At 75.5% G+C, this 17,684-nt stretch carries 15 protein-coding genes and 1 pseudogene; 5 read left to right on the top strand and 11 right to left on the bottom strand.

Translation table 11 applies throughout. The features are described 5' to 3' along the window. Positions 1 to 127 precede the first annotated feature (127 nt). The 4 genes from JE024_RS07565 to JE024_RS07550 all read right to left on the bottom strand — a co-directional run bounded on the left by JE024_RS07565 (position 128) and on the right by JE024_RS07550 (position 4,535). Positions 128 to 1,255 (bottom strand): AI-2E family transporter, encoded by a 1,128-nt coding sequence (locus JE024_RS07565; protein WP_205372865.1) that lies wholly within the window; start codon positions 1,253 to 1,255, stop codon positions 128 to 130. Positions 1,256 to 1,596: 341 nt separating this feature from the next. After that, positions 1,597 to 2,889, bottom strand: a complete 1,293-nt coding sequence (locus JE024_RS07560; protein ID WP_205372864.1) for a ribonuclease D — start codon at positions 2,887 to 2,889, stop codon at positions 1,597 to 1,599. A gap of 80 nt (positions 2,890 to 2,969) precedes the next feature. Continuing rightward, positions 2,970 to 3,632: a helix-turn-helix transcriptional regulator gene (locus JE024_RS07555; protein WP_018847923.1), complete on the bottom strand. Its 663-nt coding sequence runs from the start codon at positions 3,630 to 3,632 to the stop codon at positions 2,970 to 2,972. Positions 3,633 to 3,863: 231 nt separating this feature from the next. Next, positions 3,864 to 4,535, bottom strand: a complete 672-nt coding sequence (locus JE024_RS07550; protein WP_205372863.1) for a DUF3000 domain-containing protein — start codon at positions 4,533 to 4,535, stop codon at positions 3,864 to 3,866. Positions 4,536 to 4,627: 92 nt separating this feature from the next. Here JE024_RS07550 and hemE point away from each other — a divergent pair, with 92 nt between their 5' ends. Next, positions 4,628 to 5,731 carry a uroporphyrinogen decarboxylase gene (gene hemE / locus JE024_RS07545; protein WP_205372862.1) on the top strand — a complete coding sequence of 368 codons (1,104 nt, stop codon included), beginning with the start codon at positions 4,628 to 4,630 and terminating at the stop codon, positions 5,729 to 5,731. Positions 5,732 to 5,919: 188 nt separating this feature from the next. Here the strand turns inward: hemE and JE024_RS07540 are convergent, their stop codons facing one another. Both JE024_RS07540 and JE024_RS07535 read right to left on the bottom strand, forming a co-directional pair. Beyond that, entirely contained in the window at positions 5,920 to 7,299 is a 1,380-nt protein-coding gene (locus tag JE024_RS07540; protein WP_205372861.1) for an FAD-dependent oxidoreductase, read from the bottom strand. Next, complete coding sequence (locus JE024_RS07535; protein WP_205372860.1) at positions 7,296 to 8,327, bottom strand: DUF4349 domain-containing protein; 1,032 nt, start codon at positions 8,325 to 8,327, stop codon at positions 7,296 to 7,298. The genes JE024_RS07540 and JE024_RS07535 overlap by 4 nt, the downstream gene beginning before the upstream one ends. A 140-nt stretch (positions 8,328 to 8,467) precedes the next feature. Between JE024_RS07535 and hemG the strand changes: the two genes are divergently transcribed. Next, on the top strand, positions 8,468 to 9,904 hold the full coding sequence (gene hemG, locus JE024_RS07530; protein WP_205372859.1) for a protoporphyrinogen oxidase: 1,437 nt from the start codon (positions 8,468 to 8,470) through the stop codon (positions 9,902 to 9,904). A 4-nt stretch (positions 9,905 to 9,908) separates the two neighbouring features. After that, positions 9,909 to 10,622 (top strand): hydrogen peroxide-dependent heme synthase, encoded by a 714-nt coding sequence (gene hemQ / locus JE024_RS07525; protein WP_205372858.1) that lies wholly within the window; start codon positions 9,909 to 9,911, stop codon positions 10,620 to 10,622. 275 nt (positions 10,623 to 10,897) lie between these two features. Here the strand turns inward: hemQ and JE024_RS07520 are convergent, their stop codons facing one another. The 5 genes from JE024_RS07520 to JE024_RS07500 form a co-directional block, all read right to left on the bottom strand. Further along, complete coding sequence (locus JE024_RS07520) at positions 10,898 to 11,722, bottom strand: TIGR04222 domain-containing membrane protein (RefSeq protein WP_205372857.1); 825 nt, start codon at positions 11,720 to 11,722, stop codon at positions 10,898 to 10,900. A 203-nt stretch (positions 11,723 to 11,925) separates the two neighbouring features. Continuing rightward, positions 11,926 to 12,930, bottom strand: coding sequence for a TIGR04222 domain-containing membrane protein (locus JE024_RS07515; protein WP_205372856.1), 1,005 nt, complete (start codon positions 12,928 to 12,930; stop codon positions 11,926 to 11,928). Between the two features lie 5 nt (positions 12,931 to 12,935). After that, positions 12,936 to 14,321 carry an MbnB/TglH/ChrH family RiPP precursor modification enzyme gene (locus JE024_RS07510; protein WP_205372855.1) on the bottom strand — a complete coding sequence of 462 codons (1,386 nt, stop codon included), beginning with the start codon at positions 14,319 to 14,321 and terminating at the stop codon, positions 12,936 to 12,938. Between the two features lie 176 nt (positions 14,322 to 14,497). Further along, entirely contained in the window at positions 14,498 to 15,271 is a 774-nt protein-coding gene (locus JE024_RS07505) for a DUF4142 domain-containing protein (protein ID WP_205372854.1), read from the bottom strand. Positions 15,272 to 15,438: 167 nt separating this feature from the next. Further along, positions 15,439 to 16,206 (bottom strand): aminoacyl-tRNA hydrolase, encoded by a 768-nt coding sequence (locus tag JE024_RS07500; protein ID WP_205372853.1) that lies wholly within the window; start codon positions 16,204 to 16,206, stop codon positions 15,439 to 15,441. 71 nt (positions 16,207 to 16,277) lie between these two features. Here JE024_RS07500 and JE024_RS07495 point away from each other — a divergent pair, with 71 nt between their 5' ends. Both JE024_RS07495 and JE024_RS40965 read left to right on the top strand, forming a co-directional pair. Next, complete coding sequence (locus JE024_RS07495; protein WP_205372852.1) at positions 16,278 to 16,955, top strand: AIM24 family protein; 678 nt, start codon at positions 16,278 to 16,280, stop codon at positions 16,953 to 16,955. A gap of 7 nt (positions 16,956 to 16,962) precedes the next feature. Beyond that, positions 16,963 to 17,557: pseudogene (locus tag JE024_RS40965) on the top strand (ATP-binding cassette domain-containing protein); the annotation flags it as partial. Between the last annotated feature and the right edge of the window lie 127 nt (positions 17,558 to 17,684).

Here is a 17,684-nt window from a genome sequence, read left to right as displayed (position 1 = left end):
GTGGGTAACCAGGCTGCCCACCCCTTGGGGCGGGAGCGGCGAAGGTCACACCCAGTAGTGGCTCTCCCCGCACCGGAGGGGAGCCGAAACCGGCCGGACGAGCCCTCCCGGGCGGGCCGGGCGCCGGTCAGCCGGACGGGGCCCGGCCGGCGCGCGCCGCCCGGTCGGCGCGCAGGGCCTGGCGCACCGACCACAGGACGGCGACCAGCGGCACGGCCGCCACCGCGCCGATCACCCCGGCGGCGACCGCGCCCCCGATCACGGCCAGCGCGACCACCACCGGGTGCAGCCGGACCGCCCAGCTCATCACGATCGGGTGCAGCAGATGCCCCTCGATCTGGCCGATCACCACGATCAGCGCGACCACGATCCCGGCCACCAGCGGGCCTTTCGCCGCCAGCGCCACCACCGCCGCCACGGCGAGCGCGATGGGCGACCCGATGAGCGGGACGAAGGCCGCGACGAACTCCAGCAGCGCCAGCGGTACGGCCAGGGGCACCCCGAGGGCGAACAGCGCGATCCCGACCAGGACCGCGTTGACCGCGGCCACCAGCAGGATGCCGTGGGTGTAGCCGGTGAAGGTCCGCCAGGCGGCGGAGCCCGCGACCGAGACCCGCTCCCGCGCGGCGGCCGGCAGCTCCTCGCGGAACCAGGCCCACTGGCGGTCCCCGGAGTGGATGAAGAAGACCGAGCAGAACACCGCGAGCGCGAGCACCGTCAGCACCTCCACCAGGCGGTCGGCCCCGCTGATGGCGGTGCTGATCACGGTGGAGCGGTGGCTGGACAGGAACTCGCCGATGCGGTGCTGGATGTCGGTCAGCGCCTCCGGGGCGATCCGGAACGGCGGCTGCTCCAGCCAGCGTTCGATCCGGTCGATCCCGGTGGTGAACTCCCGCATCAGCTCCGCGCGCTCGCCCGCCACCGCCTCGCCGACCAGCGCGCCGAGCCCGAGGAGCAGCAGGAGGCTGCCGATCAGGGACACGGCCACCGCCGCGGCCCTCGGCATCCAGCGGGACAGCAGGCCCGCGACCGGGCGGAGCACCGCGGTGATCACCAGCCCGAGGAAGACCGCGACACCGAGCTTGTGGAACCGGCCGAGCAGGGAGAACACCCCGAACACCAGGGCGCCCACGACGATGATCCGCCAGGAGAAGGCGGCCGCCGTGCGCAGGACCTCGGGGACGCGCGGCGCCTCGTGCCCCGGCGGCTGCGGGGGCGGCGTCGGGCGCGCTGAGTGGTCGGGAGGGCTGGACATCACCCAGCTCGTACCACCGGGCGGGCCCCGCCCCACGCGGGCCGCGCACAGTTCCCCCGAAGGATGCGCGGGGCGGCGGTGCGGCCCCGGGGCGCGGGCGCGGGACGGGCCGTGGGGCTCGTCGCCCGCCGGCGTCCGGCCCGCCGGGCCCACGACGGCGCGCGGCCGGGCGGTGGGCACCCCGCGCCTTCGTCCGTCGGCGCGGCGTGACCGGAGGGCGGACCTCCTGCCAGCCCGGGGGCGGCGCGTGCCCGGAGCCGGGCTGCGCCCCGCCCGACGCGCCCGCCCCGAGCCGGGCTATGCCCCCGGCGCCCGGACCGTCAGGGCCTGGACGAGCCGGGCTATGCCCCCGGCGCCCGGGCCGTCAGGGCCTGGACGAGCAGCGGGGCCGTCAGCGTGACCTGCCAGGCGCGGGCGCCGAGCGCGGTCAGCGCGGCGGAGACCGCGTCCGGGGTGAGCGGGGCGGGCGGCTCCCAGCAGACCCGGCGGACCGTGTCCGGCGAGAGCAGGTTCTCCTGGGGCATGTTCAGTTCCTCGGCGAGCGCGGTGACCGCGGCGCGGGCCGCCGACAGCCGGGCCGCCGCCGCCGGGTCCTTGTCCGCCCAGGAGCGCGGCGGCGGCGGGCCCGCCACGGACTGGCCGGGCTGCGGCAGCTCGTTGTCGGGCAGCGCCTTCGCGCGGTCCACGGCCGCCTGCCACTGTTCGAGCTGACGGCGTCCCATGCGCTGCCCGAAGCCGGGCAGGGCGGTGAGCGCCTGGACGCCCGTGGGCAGGGCCAGGGCCGCCTCGACGATCGCCGCGTCGCCCAGCACCTTGCCGGGGGACACGTCGCGCCGCTGCGCGATCCGGTCGCGGGTGTTCCACAGCTCCCGCACGACCGCCATCTGACGGCGGCGGCGCACCTTGTGCATCCCCGAGGTGCGGCGCCAGGGGTCCTTGCGCGGCGGCGCGGGCGGGGCCGACGCGATCGCGTCGAACTCCTCCAGGGCCCACTCCAGCTTCCCCTGCCGGTCCAGCTCCTTCTCCAGCGCGTCGCGCAGGTCGACGAGGAGCTCCACGTCGAGGGCGGCGTAGCGCAGCCAGGGCTCGGGCAGCGGGCGGGTCGACCAGTCGACCGCGGAGTGGCCCTTCTCCAGGGCGTAGCCGAGGACGCTCTCCACCATCGCGCCGAGGCCGACGCGCGGGAAGCCCGCGAGCCGTCCGGCGAGCTCGGTGTCGAACAGCCGGGTGGGGCGCATGCCTATGTCCCGCAGGCAGGGCAGGTCCTGGGTGGCTGCGTGCAGGATCCACTCGGTGCCGGCGAGCGCCTCGCCGAGGCCGGACAGGTCGGGGCAGCCGACGGGGTCGATCAGTGCCGTCCCGGCGCCTTCACGGCGGAGCTGCACCAGGTAGGCGCGCTGGCCGTAGCGGTAGCCCGACGCGCGTTCCGCGTCGACGGCGACGGGGCCGGATCCGGCGGCGAAGGCCGCGGTCACCGCGGCGAGCGCCTCCTCGTCGGCGACGACGGGCGGGATGCCCTCACGGGGCTCCAGCAGCGGGGTGGGCAGTCCTCCGGCAGGGACGCCGTTGTCCGGGGGAGCGCCCCCGGTGGTTCGCAGTGATGTCTGCGCTGCGGTCTCTTGGGCGTCGGTCACGTGTCAAGGGTATCCGTCGACGGAAGACGCCCGTCGACGGAACGTTCCGTCGACGGGCGTGGAGGGCGGGACGGGTGGGGTCAGTGGATGATTCCGGTGCGCAGGGCGACCGCCACCATGCCGGCGCGGTCGCCCGTGCCGAGCTTGCGGGCGATGCGGGCGAGGTGGCTCTTGACGGTCAGGGCGGACAGCCCCATGGAGACGCCGATCGCCTTGTTCGACTGGCCCTCCGCCACCAGACGGAGCACCTCGACCTCACGGCCGGACAGCTCGCGGTAGCCGCCCGGGTGGCTCGGGGTACCCGGGGGGCGGCGGTGCATCCGGCCGGCCGCGGCGCCGATGGGGGCGGCGCCGGGACGGGTGGGGTGGCCGATGTTGGTGCGCGTACCGGTGACGACATAGCCCTTGACGCCGCCGGCCAGGGCGTTGCGCACGGCGCCGATGTCGTCGGCGGCGGACAGGGCGAGTCCGTTGGGCCAGCCCGCGGCGCGGGTCTCGGACAGCAGGGTCAGCCCGGAACCGTCGGGCAGATGGACGTCGGCCACGCAGATGTCGCGCGGGTTGCCGACGCGGGGACGTGCCTCCGCGATGGACGATGCCTCGATCACGTCCCGGACCCCGAGAGCCCACAGATGGCGGGTGACGGTGGAACGGACGCGTGGGTCGGCCACGACGACCATGGCCGTCGGCTTGTTCGGGCGGTAGGCGACCAGGCTTGCGGGCTGCTCGAGAAGAACGGACACCAGGCCTCCTGGAAGGTGCGGGACGGGGGCCGGCTCGGGGAGTAAGCCGGGGTCGAACCGTGCAGTTAGGTCATTGACCTCTTCGGCACCGAACCCGTCCGCCTTTAGAGAATGATCACGATTTAGTGAGGAACAATTCGGGCAAATCGGATACGTGATCGATCATGGTACGAACGGGCCGTGCTCCCGGACGGCCTTCGCCAGTGTTCCGGTGGCGCCGTGCCCGCCGCCTCAGGGGTGCTGCGGACCGCGCCGCTGCGGCAGCGACACCACACCCGTCGCCCAGTCCGCGGCACCCGACGGAGAAGGCGGCAGCCCGGCGATCTGGCACAGCAGATCGCACCAGGCCGCGAGGTGTGCGGCGGTGTCCGGCACGCCCTGCGGCCCCTCCTCGGGGGTCCACGAGGCACGGATCTCGATCTGCGTCGCCGGACGCCGGTCGGAGAGTCCACCGAAATAGTGAGACCCCGCGCGGGTGACGGTGCCGCTCGGCTCCCCGTAGGAGAGCCCGCGGGCCTCCAGCGCACCCGTCAGCCACGACCAGCAGACCTCCGGCAGCAGCGGGTCGGCGGCCATCTCCGGCTCCAGCTCCGCGCGCACCAGGGTCACCAGCCGGAAGGTGCCCTGCCAGGCGTCGTGCCCGGCCGGGTCGTGCAGCAGGACGAGCCGGCCGTCGGCGAGGTCGTCGTCGCCGTCGACCACCGCCGCCTCCAGGGCATACGCGTACGGCGCCAGCTTCTGCGGCGGCCTGGTCGGATCGATCTCCATCTCCGGCCGCAGCCGCGCCGAGCGCAACGCCTCCACCGCCGAGCCGAAGGCCGGCGGCACGGCATTCTGCTCCGCGCGTTCCGTCGCGCCGATGCCGTTGGAATGATCCGAAAAATGTCCCTGAGCCGCAGCCATGCGGGGAAGAGTAGGCGGAACGGCGGCTTCGCGCAGGGAGGGACACCCGGCCCGGGGCGGCCTGTTGTCCCGTACGTGCGAAGATTCGGTGCGTGAGCGCCAACGACCTTCCCCACGCCCGAGGCTCCGCCCGCACGGGGGACACCCCGGCCACGGGCCGGCAGACCGAGACCTACGACTCCGCGTTCCTCAGGGCGTGCCGCCGCGAGCCGGTGCCGCACACGCCCGTCTGGTTCATGCGCCAGGCAGGACGCTCACTGCCCGAGTACCTGAAGGTCCGTGAGGGCATCGGGATGCTCGACTCGTGCATGCGCCCCGAACTGGTCACCGAGATCACCCTCCAGCCCGTGCGCCGCCACAAGGTCGACGCCGCCATCTACTTCAGCGACATCGTGGTCCCGCTGAAGGCCATCGGCATCGACCTCGACATCAAGCCCGGCGTGGGCCCCGTCGTCGCCGAGCCCATCCGCACCCGCGAGGACCTGCGGCGGCTGCGCGACCTCACCCCGGACGACGTCCACTACGTCACCGAAGCCATCGGGATGCTCACCCGGGAACTCGGCCCGACCCCCCTCATCGGCTTCGCCGGCGCGCCCTACACCCTCGCCAGCTACCTGGTCGAGGGCGGCCCTTCGCGCAACCACGAGAACACCAAGGCCCTGATGTACGGCGACCCGGAGCTCTGGGCCGACCTGCTCGACCGCCTCGCCGGCATCACCGCCGCCTTCCTCAAGGTGCAGATCGAGGCCGGCGCCTCCGCGGTGCAGCTCTTCGACTCCTGGGTCGGCTCCCTCGCCCCCGCCGACTACCGCCGCTCGGTCATGCCGGCGTCCGTGAAGGTCTTCGACGCCGTCGCCCCGTACGGCGTGCCGCGCATCCACTTCGGCGTGGGCACCGGCGAACTCCTCGGCCTGATGGGCGAGGCGGGCGCGGACGTCGTCGGCGTCGACTGGCGGGTGCCGATGGACGAGGCCGCCCGCCGCGTCGGCCCCGGCAAGGCCCTCCAGGGCAACCTGGACCCGGCCGTGCTGTTCTCCACCCCGGAGGCCGTCCGCGCGAAGACGGGCGAGGTGCTCGACGCCGCGGCGGGCCTGGAGGGCCACATCTTCAACCTCGGCCACGGGGTGCTCCCCACGACCGACCCGGACGCGCTGACCCGCCTGGTCGCCGACGTCCACGAGCGCACCGCGCGCTGACGCGGGTGACGCGGGCCACCGGCAGGTGGCCCGCGTGGCGAGTGAGCCGAAGGGGCGCGGGCGGTGCCGGAAGGGAGAGCGCGCGGAGGTCCCGAGGTACGAGGGATCGAGCACGGTCGACCGTCGGGACCGTCCTGAGCGCCCCGGAGGCGAACCGGGCCCTCAGGAGAGGGCCCGCCCCGCCCGCGTCACACCCCCGCCCGCCGCACCGCGGCGACCGCCTTGCGGGCGGCCACCAGCACCGGGTCCCAGACCGGGGAGAACGGCGGGGCGTAGCCGAGGTCCAGGGCGGTCATCGCCTCGACCGTCATCGAGGCCGTCAGGGCCACCGCCGCGATGTCCACCCGCTTCGCCGCGCCCTCGCGGCCGACGATCTGCACCCCCAGCAGCCGGCCCGTGCGGTACTCGGCCAGCATCTTCACCGTCATCGGGGCCGCGCCGGGGAAGTAGCCGGCGCGGCTGGTGGACTCCACGGTGGCCGTCACGTACTTCAGGCCGACCGCGCGGGCGTCCTTCTCGCGCAGCCCGGTGCGGGCGATCTCCAGGTCGCAGACCTTGCTGACGGCCGTGCCGACCACCCCGGGGAAGGTGCCGTAGCCGCCCGCCGCGTTCGCGCCGATGATCTGGCCGTGCTTGTTGGCGTGGGTGCCCAGCGCGATGTGGCGTTCCCGCCCGGACACCAGGTCCAGGACCTCCACGCAGTCGCCGCCCGCCCAGACGGCGTCCCGGCCGCGCACCCGCATCGACAGGTCCGTCAGCAGCCCGCCGTGGTCGCCCAGCGGCAGGCCGGCCGCCCGCGCCAGCGTGGTCTCCGGTTCGACGCCGATGCCGAGCACCACCACGTCCGCCGGGTACTCGGCGTCCTGGGTGGCGACCGCGCGCACCGCGCCGCCGTCGTCCGTCAGCACGCCGGTCACGGCCGCGCCGGTGACCACCGTGATGCCCATCGAGGTCATCGCCTCGTGGACCAGGCGGCCCATGTCGGGATCGAGCGTCGACATCGGCTGCTCGGAGCGGTCGACCACGGTCACCTCGAACCCGTGCCGCAGCAGCGCCTCCGCCATCTCCACGCCGATGTACCCGGCGCCGATCACGACCGCGCGCCTGCCCCGGGCACGGGACAGGGAGTCGAGCAGCGCCCGGCCGTCGTCCAGGGTCTGCACACCGTGCACCCCGGGCGCGTCGATGCCGGGCAGCGCCGGGCGCACCGGCCGCGCGCCGGTCGCGATCACCAGCTTGTCGAAGCCCGTCCAGGACTCGGTGCCGGACTCCAGGTCGAGCGAGCGGACCCGGCCGCCGGCCAGGTCCAGTTCGGTGACCTCGGTGCGCATCCGCAGATCGATGTCGCGCGCCCGGTGCTCCTCGGGGGAGCGGGCGATCAGCCGGTCCGGTCCCTCGACGTCGCCGGCCACCCAGTACGGGATGCCGCACGCGGAGTACGAGCTGAAGTGACCGCGCTCGAACGCCACGATCTCCAGCTCGTCCCGGCCCTTCGTCCTGCGTGCCTGCGACGCGGCGGACATGCCCGCCGCGTCGCCCCCCACGATCACCAGTCGCTCCGTCGTCATGGGAACACGCTACGGGGCGCGGCCCCTTCAGTCCGGGGTGCCCTCCCCGGAGTCCGCCGGCCGCCGCGGGGCCGTGGCCTGCGACGTCCCCGGGTACGGCGGGACCGTGCCGCCCGCCGCGGCGGCCCGCGGCGCCGGCTCCGCCTCCCGGCGGGCCCGGCGCGGCCGCCCAGCAGGCGCCACAGCACGTACAGCGCCGCGCCGACCGCCGCGAACGGCGCGACGGCGCCCAGCACCACCGCGATCCAGCGCACCGTCGCGACCAGGGCGTCCCAGCCGCCGCCGAGCGCGTCGAGGAAGCCGGGGGCGCCGTCGTCCGACGACTCCTCCGCGCGCTCCGGCTCCGTCAGCTCCAGCGTGATCGTCGCCAGCGCCGTGCGGTCCTTCAGCGACTCCTGCTTGGCCAGCAGCGCCTCCAGCTCCGCCTGACGGCTGCTCAGCTGCCCCTCCAGCGCCACGACGTCCGAGAGCCTCTCGGCCCGCTCCATCAGCTCGCGCACCCGGGCCACGCTCGCCCGCTGCGTCGCGATCCTGCTCTCGACGTCGACCACCTGGTCGGTGACGTCCTTCGCGTCGGCCTGACGGGAGAGGAGCCGGCCCGCGCCCGCGAGTCCGGACAGCACCGCGTCGTACGACTCCTGCGGCACCCGCAGCACGATGCGCGAGGTCACATGGGTGTCGTCGACGCGTTCGGTGGTCTCGTTCTCCACCCGCCCGCCGGCCTTCTCCGCCGCCGCGCGCGCGTCGGCGAGGGCCGCGACCGCGTCCTTCACCTCCACGCTCAGCGAGGCGGTGCGGATGATGTGCGCCGCGGCCTCGGCCGAGGGCTCGGCCGTCCCCTCCGGCCCGGCCTTCCCGTCCGCCGCCGTCGCCCCCTCGTCGGCGGCGCTGCCGGATCCGGCAGCGCCCTTGGCCTGTTCCGCGTAGGCCGGCTTGGCGTCGGCGGAGTCGTCGGAGCCGGCCCCGCAGCCGGCGAGTGCGAGTGACGCGGTGACGAACAGAACCGCGAACGTGCGGCGTGCACGCATGAGACCCCCCAGGTCGTGATGGTGAGCGGTTGCCCTTTCGACGTCCGGCCCCGTGCGCGGGTTGCCCCCGCGTGGTTCCGAAGCGGTCACGGTCGGGACTCGTTACGGGGGCGGCCCGGCCGTTTGAGAGAGTTGGCCCCATGAACGGCCCCCTGCACGACACCCCCGCGCGCCACACCGTCGTCGTCGGCGGCGGCATCGCCGGCCTCGCGGCCGCCCACCGGCTGACCGCCGCCGGCGCACGCGTCACCCTCCTGGAGGCCACCGGCCGCCTCGGCGGCAAGCTGCACGCCGGGGAGATCGCCGGCGTGCCGGTGGACCTCGGCGCCGAGTCGATGCTCGCCCGCCGCGCCGAGGGCGTCGGCCTGGCCCGCGCGGTCGGCCTCGGCGAGCGGCTCCAGCCGCCCGCCGTCGCGGTCTCCGCGGTCTGGACCCGCGACGCCCTGCGGCCGCTGCCCAAGGGCCATGTGATGGGCGTGCCGGGCTCGGCCGAGGCGCTCGCCGGGCTGCTCTCGCCGGAGGGCGTCGCCCGCATCGGCCGGGAGCGGGAGCTGCCGCCCGCCGACGTCGGCGACGACGTCGCCATCGGCGAGTTCGTCGCCGGACGGCTCGGCCGCGAGGTCGTCGACCGGCTCGTGGAGCCGCTGCTCGGCGGGGTGTACGCGGGTGACGCGTACCGCATCTCGATGCGCGCCGCCGTCCCCGGGCTCTTCGACGCCGCCCGCCGCCACGACGCCCTGCTGGACGCGGTGCGCGAGGTGCAGGCCAAGGGAGCCGCCCAGCAGGGCGCAGGGCCGGTGTTCATGGGCCTCGCCGGCGGCATCGGCACCCTGCCGGACGCCGTCGCCGCGGCCGTGCGCGCGGCGGGCGGCGACATCCGCACCTCGACCCCGGTGCTCGGCCTCGCCCCCGACGGCGGCGGCTGGCGGGTCCGCACGGACCGCGAGACCCTCGCCGCCGACGCCGTCGTCCTCGCCACCCCCGCGTGGGCCTCCGCGGCGCTGCTCACGGACACCTGCCCGGCCGCGGCCTCCGACCTGGGCGCGGTGGAGTACGCCTCCATGGCGCTGGTGACCCTCGCCTTCCGGCGCGCCGACCTCGGCGAACTGCCCGGCAGCGGCTTCCTCGTGCCGCCCGCCGACGGGCGGTCGATCAAGGCGTCCACCTTCTCGTCCAACAAGTGGAGCTGGGTCGACGAGGGCTCGGACGAACTGTTCGTGCTGCGGACCTCGCTCGGCCGCCACGGCGAGGAGCGGGCGCTCGACCGGGACGACGCCGAACTCGTCGCGCTCTCCCTCGGCGACCTGGGCCGGGCCGTCGGCATCACCGCGCGGCCGGTCGCCTCCGAGGTGACCCGCTGGACGGGCGGCCTGCCCCAGTACCCCGTCGGCCACCTGGCCCGCGTCGCCCGGATCCGCCGCGAGGTGGCCGCGCTGCCCGCCGCACTGCGGGTCTGCGGGGCCGCGTTCGACGGGGTCGGCATCCCGGCGTGCGTCGCCGACGGGCAGCGCGCCGCCGACGAGATCCTCGCCACGCCGACCCCGGCGCGGGGCACGCATCCGGACGCGGGAGAATAGCCGTATGAGTGCGCCCGAAAAGACCCCGAACGCAGGCAAGAAGGCCAAGGACCTCAACGAGGTCATCCGGTACACGCTGTGGTCCGTCTTCAAGCTGCGAGATGTGCTGCCCGAGGACCGGTCCGGCTGGGCCGACGAGGTCCAGGAGCTGTTCGACCAGCTCGGCGCCGAGGACGTCACCGTCCGCGGCACCTACGACGTCTCCGGGTTGCGCGCCGACGCCGACGTCATGATCTGGTGGCACGCGGAGACCGCGGACGAGCTCCAGGACGCCTACAACCGCTTCCGGCGCACCAGGCTGGGCCGCGCACTCGCGCCGGTCTGGTCGAACATGGCGCTGCACCGCCCCGCCGAGTTCAACAAGTCGCACATCCCGGCCTTCCTGGCCGACGAGACCCCCCGCGACTACGTCTCGGTCTACCCCTTCGTCCGCTCCTACGACTGGTACCTGCTGCCCGACGAGGACCGCCGCCGCATGCTCGCCGACCACGGCAAGATGGCCCGCGGCTACCCGGACGTGCGCGCCAACACCGTCGCCTCGTTCTCGCTCGGCGACTACGAGTGGATCCTGGCCTTCGAGGCCGACGAGCTGTACCGCATCGTCGACCTGATGCGTCACCTGCGCGCCTCCGAGGCGCGGCTGCACGTCCGCGAGGAGGTGCCGTTCTACACCGGCCGCCGCAAGGACGTCGCCGACCTGGTGGCCGGACTGGCGTAGCCGCCGGCCCCCGATGATGTGGAGGCAGCCCGCAGCCGGCGGGCCCTGCCTCGTCGACCCGGAAGATCAGACGGCGTGCGGCAATCCCGCGCGCGGTCCAGCGACACCGGGTCCGGCCCCGGGTGCGGCGCGCACGACGCGCGCCGCACCGGTGTCCGATCGCGCGGCCTCCGTTCGCGCGGCCTCCGTTCGCGCGACGGGTGGTCCCGAGGCCCCCGGCAGACGCGCTCAGGAGCGGCTTCGGGGCGGCGAGCGGCTCCCGGCCGTTCGCCGGGTCAGCCGACCCGGTGCGCCGGCCGGCCGGCGGCCAGCGCGACGCGCAGCTCCGGGTCGTCGAGCACTCCCACGCCGTGCAGGGCCACCGCCGTCAACCGCGCCCGCTCCGTGCCCTGTCCGCCCGCGGCGGTGTGCTCCGCGAACGCCGACAGCCGGTGGGCGCCCAGCGGCGACGCGAAGCGGGTGTAGGGCCGCACCTCCATCGCCGCCATCGCCAGCGCGCCCAGCGTCATCGCCAGGGGAAGCGTGAACCAGACGGCCACCGGGCCCGGTTCGCGGCCCCCGGGGAGCGTCAGCACCGCGCAGACGGCGAGCGCCGGTATCAGCAGGCTCGTCGCACGGACGGCGCGCAGCGCCGAGACCACGGCCGTGCGCGCCCGGTCCGGGACGGCGAGCCCCGCCCGCACCAGACGGTCCCCGATGGCCCGGACCGCGCCGTCGGCGGCCACCGCCGTGCGCACCGATGCGGTGAGCTCCTGGCCCGCCGGCCCCGCCGCCGCGATGACCGAACGCTCCAGCGCGTCCTCGGCGTCGGGGTCCACCACCGTGGTCCAGCCGGTGTGCGCCAGCAGCAGCCCGCGCCGGCCGTGCATCGCCACCAGGGCCAGATCGGCGACCCGGCCCGGCCCGCCCGCCAGGTACGCGGCCTCGTACAGCGTCAGTCCGGCCTCGCGAGTGCCCTCCCCGTCCGCGTCCCCGGGCCCGTCCCCGAGCTCCGGCACGCCGGACGGCAGCCGGGGGACGTCGGCGGCGGCCAGGCACAGCCGCAGACAGCTGACGGCGGTGGCGGCCCAGGCCGACGCGAGGAGAAGGAGCCAGAGCATGGCCGAGTTCTACGCGAGGCACCCGGCGGCGCGCCACAGGTATTCCACGATGCGGACCGCCGGGAACGGCCCGAGCGGCGGCCCGCACTCCGCGATCCGGAGCTCGACCCGGACCTCAGGATCCGCAGCCCGGCCCGGACTTCAGGATCCGGAGCCCGGCCCGGCCCGGCCCGTGCCTCAGGGTCCGCGGCCCGGCCCGTGCCTCAGGATCCGCAGCTCGACCCGCCGCAGCTCGATCCGCAGCTCGACCCCGAACTCCCGCAGCTCGAACCGGAACCGCCGCAGCTCGACCCCGGACTCCCGCAGCCGGAGCCCGACGAGCCGCCGCAGCCGGAGCCGCCCGTGTCGCCGCCGGCCCCCCATCCGCCACCGGTGCCCGTCACGCCCGCGCACCACACCGGAACGACGGCCGCGGCCGCCGTGGCGGCGACGTACGGGACGGCGGAGCGGGACGCCCCCTGGCGGGCGGCGGCCGCCAGGAACGCCGACAGCTCCCTGTCCGGCACCGCCCGCGTGCCGCGCGACGCGACCAGCTCCGCCACGGTGGGGCTGCCGGTGGACAGGGCGACCCGGAAGGCCACCAGGGCGTCGCGGCCGGCCGGCGTCGTGCGGCGCGCCGCACGGCGGGACTGGGTGATGCCGAGTACGGCGCCGGCCAGCAGCACCGGCCCCACCACCACGACGAACGGCAGCCCCGTCGCCCGGTGTCCGGCCCCCGCGAACTGGACGAACGTCAGCACCAGCGACACCGGCAGACCGATGAGGCACAGGATGCCCTGCACCGACCCCCAGGTCGTCAGGCGCCGGTGACCGGGCGGCACGGTGAGCAGCCCGCGGGCGGCGAGCGAGTCCCCGAGCCCCTGGACGGCCCGGGCGCGCATCACCTCGCCCCGCACGGCGGCGAGCGCCCCGCTGGGCGCGAGGCCGGGCGCGTCGAGCACGGCGCGCTCCACCGGGTCGTGGGCGGTCGTGGCCGCCGCGGCGACCACACCGGGAGCGCCGACGCGGATCCGGCCGTCCGCGTGCAGCGCGGCGAGCGCGGCGTCGGCGACCCTGGCCGGGCCGCCGGCCAGGAACGCCGCCTCCCAGGCGCCGAGCCGTGGCGCGAGATGCCGGGGCGCGCCGCGCCGCGCGGCGGAGACCCGGACGAGGAGCAGCACCGAGGAGACGACCACGGCCGACCAGACGAGCAGGGCGAGTTCGGTCATCGTGCTCACCGCCCCGCGCCGGCGAGGACCCGGCGCACCGCGTGGACCAGCCGCGCGCCCCTGCGCGGCGGTTCGGGCGCGGCGCGCTCCGTCCACCAGAGCGTCAGCCGGCGCCGCGCCTCCTCGTCGTCGGGCCGGCCCTCGGCGAGGAGGTGCTCGGCGAAGTCCAGCGCGTCGCGCCGGTAGCTGTCGCGCAGCGGACGGAACCTGGCGTACGCCACGAACGCCGGCCGGTAGCCGGACCCGAGGATGTCCGGCAGCTCCGGCGCCACCCTGGCGACGACGCCGGCCCGCTTCGCGACGAGCGCCCGGCTCTGCACCCGCAGCCGCGCCACGTCGAACCCGGTGGGCGCCGGGGTCCCGGCGACCAGGGCCGACAGCAGCGACGCCTGCGCGATCCCGACCCGCGCCCGCGCCCCGTCCGCCGCCGCGCCCGGGGGCGTGCCGTGCGGGGGAGCGGCGTCCGCGCCCGGGCCGGCCGCCGCGTCCGTCGCGCCGTCCGCGGGCTGGGCACTCGGTGCGGAGGCCCCGGCGGGCTTCCGCGGCGCGGGCCGGACCGGGGCCGAGGCGCCCGCCGTGCTCAGCGTCTCCCGGATGACGGTCAGTTCGGCCGCCAGCTCCTCGGGCGGCGGGAAGTCGTCGTCACGCTCCAGCAGCACCCCGGGCGGTGCCACGCGTGCGCGCAGACCCGCGAGGATGTCCAGCACGGGCCGGGTGACGGGGTGGGCGTGGGTGTCGTGCCAGACCCCGTCCCGCTCGATCCCGCCGGCGACGTGCACATAGGCGATGGCCTCCACCGGCAGCTCGTCCAGCGCCGTGTACGGGTCCTCGCCCCGGTTCACCCGGTTGGTGTGGAGGTTGGCCACGTCGATGAGCAGCCGGACGCCGGTGCGTTCGACGAGTTCCGCGAGGAACCGGCCCTCGGTCATCTCCTCGCCCGGCCAGGCGACGAGCGCCGCGATGTTCTCCAGGGCCAGCGGCACGGGCAGGGAGTCCTGGGCGATGCGCACGTTCTCGCACAGCACGGCGAGCGCGTCACGGGTCCGGGGGACCGGCAGCAGGTGCCCGGCCTCCAGCGCGGGGGACGCGGTCAGCTCCCCGCCCGCCCGGACGAAGGCGATGTGCTCGGTCACCAGCGGGGAGCCCAGCGCCTCTGCGCGGGCGGCGAGGTCGGCGAGGCGCCGGGGCGAGGGGCGCTCGGCGCCGCCGAGCCCCAGGGACACCCCGTGCGGCACGACGCGGACGCCGCGCTCGCGCAGCCGGGCGAGGGAGTCGGGCAGATGGCCCGGGCAGACGTTCTCCGCGACGACCTCGACCCAGTCGAGGCCGGGCAGCCGTTCCACGGTGTCCGCGATCTCCGGACGCCAGCCGATGCCGATGCCGAGTTCCATGTGTCCCCCTCCTGCGCTCGTCGTGCGGTCCGACGACGCTTGCAGTGGTCTTGGCCCCGGCGGGGCCGGGCGAATCCGCTGCGGGAGACGTTCAGAGCAACATTTGAGGTTCCCGGCCGTGTGCGCGGGCGGGCTTCCGGACGCTGCCCGGAGCCCGCCCGCGGGCACGGTGCGCGCTATCCGCCCGACGGCACTTCGGGCCGGTCCGTGTTGACCGTGCCGGGGGCGCCCGGCGAGGGCCGGGACGTCACCGAGATGTCTCCGGACGGCTGCGCGGGAGCGGGTGACGGCGGCAGGTTGCCGTCCGGGGCCGGCGGGCCGCTCGGGCTGGCCGACGCCCCGTTCGCGGCCTCGTTGGCGATGGCGTCGAAGTCGACCATGCCGGTCGCCTCCAGCATCGTGATGTGGTCGAGCACGGTCTGGTTGGAGTCTGAGGCGAGCTGCCGGATGAGCGTGTTCCTGGTGGTGTGCCGGACCTGGGCGATCGCCGAGAAGACCTTGCCGTGCGCGTTGCGCAGCAGGTTGGCGAACTTCCGCTCGTACTCCTTGCCGCTCGCGGCGGACAGCTCGCGCAGCCACCCCTGCTGCTGCTCGGTGGGCTGGTTGGGCAGCTCGACGCCCAGCTTCGCCGCCACGTCACGGGCGCGCCGGTCGAGGTCGGTGTGTCCGACGATGAGGTGGTCACCGGCGTCCCTGATGGCCTGGCTCGGGGCACGTTCGACCGCCTGCTGGCCGGCCGGCAGCTCCCACAGTCCGGCCAGGCGGACCTTGACCAGCAGATCGCGGTCGGCCGCGGACAGCGGTCCCCATTGCGTCGCCACGGTCGACGCGTTCAGGTTCGCCTGCCCGGTTCCCGAGCGGTCGGCGTACGACCACACGGGGAACGCGAGCGCGCCGACCGTGACGACCAGGGCCGCGATGATGAGAGCTGTCCCGTTGATGCGCCGCAACAATGTGCCTCCAGAGCCGAAACGTGACACGGCAGACCGATGCTGCGCAGTCACCGAAGAGCCCGCGGCCGTGCGGCCGGTCGAACTCAGGCGGTCAAACTACGCGGCAGTACTCAGGAGTACGAGACCAGGTGCGGGAATGTTCAGTCCTGTGGCAGGACGTGCGCTCACGCCCTCCGGGAGGCGGGCAGGGCGGGGTGGTCGGCGACCACCGTGCACGAACCGGGGGCGATCTCGGTGAAGCCCGCGTCCCGTACCACCGGCAGCCCGCTGCCCGTGAGGTCCGGCCAGCCGGACGGGCCGGCGGTGCGCACCGCCAGCGGGTAGCACGCCGCCCGCCAGGCCGCGCGCTGCTCGCCCGACAGCTCCCACCAGGCGAGTTGGGCGCCGTGGCCCGCCTGCGCCATGGCCTTGCCCGCGGACATCGTCACCTCGGGGCTCATCCACAGCACCGGCTCCCCGGGGGCGGCGGGCTCCGGGGGCTCGGGGTCGTCGAGGTCGGTGCCGGACACCTGGAGCCTGGCGAGCTCCTTCGGCCAGCCGTCGAGCGGTACCGGCGGGAACACCCGCACCTCGGCCGCCTTGCCCGTGACCGTGATGCCGGGCAGCGCGCACGCCTTGCGCCACTCCGCGCCGCGCGCCCGCCGCACGACCTTGCGGATCCGCGCGTCCTGCCAGTCCCGCACGGCGCGGGCCCACTCGCCGTCGCCGGCGGAGCGCTCGTCGCCGAGGATCTCCAGCACGGCACGGGCCGCCGTCTCCAACGCGTCGGTGCGCGCGGGCGGTTCGGCCCGCTCGATGCGGACCACCAGCGGCAGGACGTACTGCGGGGCGCTGTCACGGCTCGCGTTCTCGTGCCGGAACGGGCTGTCGGGGGATCGGCCGGCCGGGGACCCGGTGTCGCGGGTGCCGTCGGCGGGATGTTCGCTGCTCACGCGATCAGTGTGCCAGCCGCCCCGACGGGGGAGGTTGTCCCGGCGCCCCGCCCCGGGCGAGGATGCCGGGCATGAAGAGTGATCTGTTCAGCAGCGAGAACATGGCCCAGCAGGCGACCGTGCCGGGAATGACCCTGCAGAACGCCAAGTCGGTGAAATACGCGGTCAACGGCGAGATGCACGCCCGCCAGGGATCGATGATCGCCTTCCGCGGCAACCTCCGGTTCGAGCGCAAGGGCCAGGGCATCGGCGGCATGCTCAAGCGGGCCGTCACGGGCGAGGGCCTGCCGCTGATGGCCGTCACCGGCCAGGGCGAGGCGTGGTTCGCGCAGGAGGCGGCCAACTGCTTCATCGTGGACATCGAGCAGGGCGACTCGCTCACGATCAACGGGCGCAACGTGCTGTGCTTCGACGCCTCCCTGGCGTACGAGATAAAGACCGTGAAGGGCGCCGGCATGACCGGTGGCGGCCTCTTCAACAGCGTCTTCACCGGGTACGGCAAGCTCGCCGTGATCTGCGAGGGGACGCCCATCGTCATCCCCGTCAGCCACCAGCAGCCGGTGTTCGTGGACACCGACGCGGTCGTCGGCTGGAGCACCCGGCTCGCCACCTCCCTGCACCGCTCGCAGTCCGTCGGGTCGATGATCCGGGGCGGCTCGGGCGAGGCCGTGCAGCTCAAGCTGGAGGGCGAGGGCTTCGTGATCGTCCGCCCGAGCGAGGCGGCCCCGCACCGGCCCGCGCAGAACTGAGGCGGCGCTGAGACTGCGGGGGGTGGGCCGCCGCTACGGCCTCGCCGGGCCGTGGGTGCTGCGCGCCGTGGACCTGGACGTGCCGCGCGGCGCCCTGATCCGGGTCGAGGGCGCCAACGGCTCCGGAAAGTCCACCCTGTTGAGACTGCTCGCCGGGATCGACGCCCCGACCGAGGGGCGCGTCACCGGCCGTCCGCGCACGGCCTACGTCCCCGAGCGGTTCCCGGCCGCGCTGCCGTTCACCGCGGCCGGGTATGTGACGAGGCTCGGCCGGATCCACGGCCTCGGGCGCCGCGCGGCCGAGGCCGCCGCCCTCGGCTGGCTGGAGCGCCTCGGGGCCGCCGGCCATGCCCGCACCCCGCTCGGCGAGTTGTCCAAGGGCACCTGCCAGAAGGTCGCCGTCGCCCAGGCGTTCGTCGCCCGGCCGGAGCTGCTGGTCCTCGACGAGGCGTGGACGGGCCTGGACGCGGCGGCCCGGGCCGAGCTCGATCTGGCCGTCGCCGGCCTGGTGGCCGAGGGGGCGTCGGTCGTCTGCGTCGACCACGACCGCCGCCGCCCCGCGGAGGCGGGCGACACCGTGCTCGTCGTCCGCGAGGGGCGCGTCGTGCGGGCTGCCCCCGGCGCGTCCACGGTGCCCGGGGACACCGGGCGCGACGCCTCCGCCCTGCGTCCGCCCGCCGGTCCGGCAGGGGACACGGCGGTCTCCCGGAGTGCCGTGCGCGGGGGCAG

The organism is Streptomyces zhihengii (genome assembly GCF_016919245.1).
Taxonomy (GTDB): domain Bacteria; phylum Actinomycetota; class Actinomycetes; order Streptomycetales; family Streptomycetaceae; genus Streptomyces; species Streptomyces zhihengii.
This window is presented reverse-complemented; position numbering and strand designations above follow the sequence as displayed.

What these genes read in the sequence shown, in the direction of transcription:
- hemQ (WP_205372858.1), top strand. Translation starts at nt 9,909, where the DNA reads ATGAGTGCGCCCGAAAAGACCCCGAACGCAGGCAAGAAGGCCAAGGAC.
- JE024_RS07495 (WP_205372852.1), top strand. Translation starts at nt 16,278, where the DNA reads ATGAAGAGTGATCTGTTCAGCAGCGAGAACATGGCCCAGCAGGCGACC.
- JE024_RS07510 (WP_205372855.1), bottom strand. Translation starts at nt 14,321, where the DNA reads ATGGAACTCGGCATCGGCATCGGCTGGCGTCCGGAGATCGCGGACACC.
- JE024_RS07520 (WP_205372857.1), bottom strand. Translation starts at nt 11,722, where the DNA reads ATGCTCTGGCTCCTTCTCCTCGCGTCGGCCTGGGCCGCCACCGCCGTC.
- JE024_RS07535 (WP_205372860.1), bottom strand. Translation starts at nt 8,327, where the DNA reads ATGCGTGCACGCCGCACGTTCGCGGTTCTGTTCGTCACCGCGTCACTC.
- JE024_RS07565 (WP_205372865.1), bottom strand. Translation starts at nt 1,255, where the DNA reads ATGTCCAGCCCTCCCGACCACTCAGCGCGCCCGACGCCGCCCCCGCAG.
- hemG (WP_205372859.1), top strand. Translation starts at nt 8,468, where the DNA reads ATGAACGGCCCCCTGCACGACACCCCCGCGCGCCACACCGTCGTCGTC.
- JE024_RS07540 (WP_205372861.1), bottom strand. Translation starts at nt 7,299, where the DNA reads ATGACGACGGAGCGACTGGTGATCGTGGGGGGCGACGCGGCGGGCATG.
- JE024_RS07550 (WP_205372863.1), bottom strand. Translation starts at nt 4,535, where the DNA reads ATGGCTGCGGCTCAGGGACATTTTTCGGATCATTCCAACGGCATCGGC.
- JE024_RS07515 (WP_205372856.1), bottom strand. Translation starts at nt 12,930, where the DNA reads ATGACCGAACTCGCCCTGCTCGTCTGGTCGGCCGTGGTCGTCTCCTCG.